Here is a 219-nt window from a genome sequence, read left to right as displayed (position 1 = left end):
GCTGGTGCACTTGGATCTTTTACAGTTACTTTAACTGGTACTTCATCCTTAGAACCATCTGGGTAAGTCACAACGACTGTAGTTCCTTTATCACCTGGTGTAGTTGTGTCTACTGGTGTCTTGAACTCTACTGTTGTGCCCTTAGGAAGATCTCCGACATTACCGATTGAATCTTTAGCAGATGGTTTATCTCCTGGTTTAACAGTTTGATCTTTCGCT

The 219-nt window shown here is 42.0% G+C and carries 1 protein-coding gene; it reads right to left on the bottom strand.

Annotated features, from left to right (window positions below; genetic code table 11):
* Positions 1 to 219, bottom strand: a 219-nt coding sequence (locus ADF68_RS01530) for a Rib/alpha-like domain-containing protein (RefSeq protein WP_049548347.1), incomplete at both ends; no start/stop codon positions are given.

This window comes from Streptococcus pseudopneumoniae, from assembly GCF_001068775.1.
Classification (GTDB): Bacteria; Bacillota; Bacilli; order Lactobacillales; family Streptococcaceae; genus Streptococcus; species Streptococcus pseudopneumoniae_N.
This window is presented reverse-complemented; position numbering and strand designations above follow the sequence as displayed.